The sequence below is a fragment of the Acidiphilium sp. PM genome, assembly GCF_000219295.1.
In the GTDB taxonomy this organism is placed as follows: Bacteria; Pseudomonadota; Alphaproteobacteria; order Acetobacterales; family Acetobacteraceae; genus Acidiphilium; species Acidiphilium multivorum.
Genome location: NZ_AFPR01000310.1, coordinates 1 through 1584, shown reverse-complemented (window position 1 = coordinate 1584; position 1584 = coordinate 1). Strand labels below are relative to the sequence as shown.

Below are 1584 nucleotides of genomic sequence, written 5' to 3'. Positions count from 1 at the left end.
GGAAATCGCGCAGATACTGGGCGAGATCGAGATTCGCGACCGCATAGGCGCGGGCGGTTTCGCCGAGGCGGGCGGCGAGGTCGCGCTCCTCCAGCATACGGAGCACGGCGTCGGCCACCGAATCGGGGTCGAGATTCGCGGCGACCAGGCCGGTTTCGCCATCGGCGATGAATTCGGTGACGGTCGGCGTGTCGCCGCCGACGATCGGCGCGCCGACCGCCATCGCCTCGCGCAGGCTCCAGGAGGCGACGAAGGGGTAGGACAGGTAGACATGCGCGTCCGACCGGCGGAGCAGGGCGATATGGTCCTCGTATTCGACGCGGCCGAGGAAATGCACGCGCGAGAGGTCGATCCGGCCGGCGAGTTCCTGCATCATCACGCCGCGCCAGTTGCCCTGCGGCGGCGGCGCGCCGTAGCTGATCTCGTCGCCGCCGACGAGGGAGACCACCACGTCGCTGCGGGCGGCGAGGATGCGCGGCAGGGCGCGCATGAAGGTGTGGAAGCCGCGATAGGGTTCGAGGTTGCGGGCGACATAGGTGATGAGCTTCTGCCGCGGCGCGACGCTGAGCGGGCCGACCTTCAGGGTGCGGCGGCGCAGGGCGGGATCGGGGCGGCAGATGCCGAGATCGACCCCCTCGCGGACGATGGAGAGCCGGCCGTGCATCCACGCGGGATAGGTGCTGCGCTGCCATTCGGTCGGCGTCTGGCCGTGCTGGCCGAGGGCGAAGGCGAGGTGGTTCACCCCGTTCTTCGCCCGCACCGCGCCGAAGCGCTCGGGCGGCATCGGGAATTCGGGATCGTAGTTCACGTCCGTCCCGTCGATCCGGTAGTAGAACTCGAAATAGCCGAGGATCGGCACGCCGGGAAACACGTCGCACAGGTTGAGCATCTCGCCCCAGCCGTGATGGCCGACGATGATGTCCGGCCGGAAGCCGAGGGCGCGGATCTGCATCGCCCCGGCATAGCCGGCCTCGGCGCGGCGCATCGCCATGTCGTATTCGCGGGCGGCGGGGTGGACGCCGTCCGGCACGCGGGGTGGCGCCGCGTAGGTGACCTTGCGCACGCCGGGAATGGCGTTGCGGTTCGGCTCGGTCATGAACACGATCTCGTGCCCGCCCTCGGCCAGCAGGTCGCGCACGATGTGCAGGTACTGGCCCGGAAAGTTCTGGTGGACGAAGAGGAACTTCACGGCGCGCCCCGGCTCAGCGGCGGCCGCGGGGGGCGGGTTTCGCCGCCGCGCGCGGCAGCAGGGTGACGCGCATCGACTCCAGCGCGGCCAGGCTCTCGGACTCGCAGGTTTCGTCGTTGCCGACCGGGCGGGTCTTCGAACCGTCGATGAAGGTTGCCTCGCAGCGCAGGTCGAACCGCTTCGCCGCCTCGCCCTGCAGGCGGACGCGGAAGCCGAGCAGCGGCAGCGCCATGCCGCGGCTGCCGCAATAGTGCCCGGCCTCGACCCAGGGGGAGAGCCAGCCGCGGCCGAGCACCGCCTGGTAGGTGAGGTCGGCCGGGTCGATGCCCTCGGGGGCGGCGATGGCGATGCCCTCGATCCAGTGGCCGGACCCGGCTTCGCCCAGCCAGTCGCCG

At 70.9% G+C, this 1584-nt stretch carries 1 protein-coding gene and 1 pseudogene; both read right to left on the bottom strand.

Annotation, left to right across the window (positions count from 1 at the left end):
* Positions 1-1189, bottom strand: a 1189-nt coding sequence (locus APM_RS11885) for a glycosyltransferase (RefSeq protein WP_007423625.1), incomplete at its 3' end; no start/stop codon positions are given.
* Between the two features lie 13 nt (positions 1190-1202).
* A pseudogene (locus tag APM_RS11880) lies at positions 1203-1584 on the bottom strand (hypothetical protein); the annotation flags it as partial.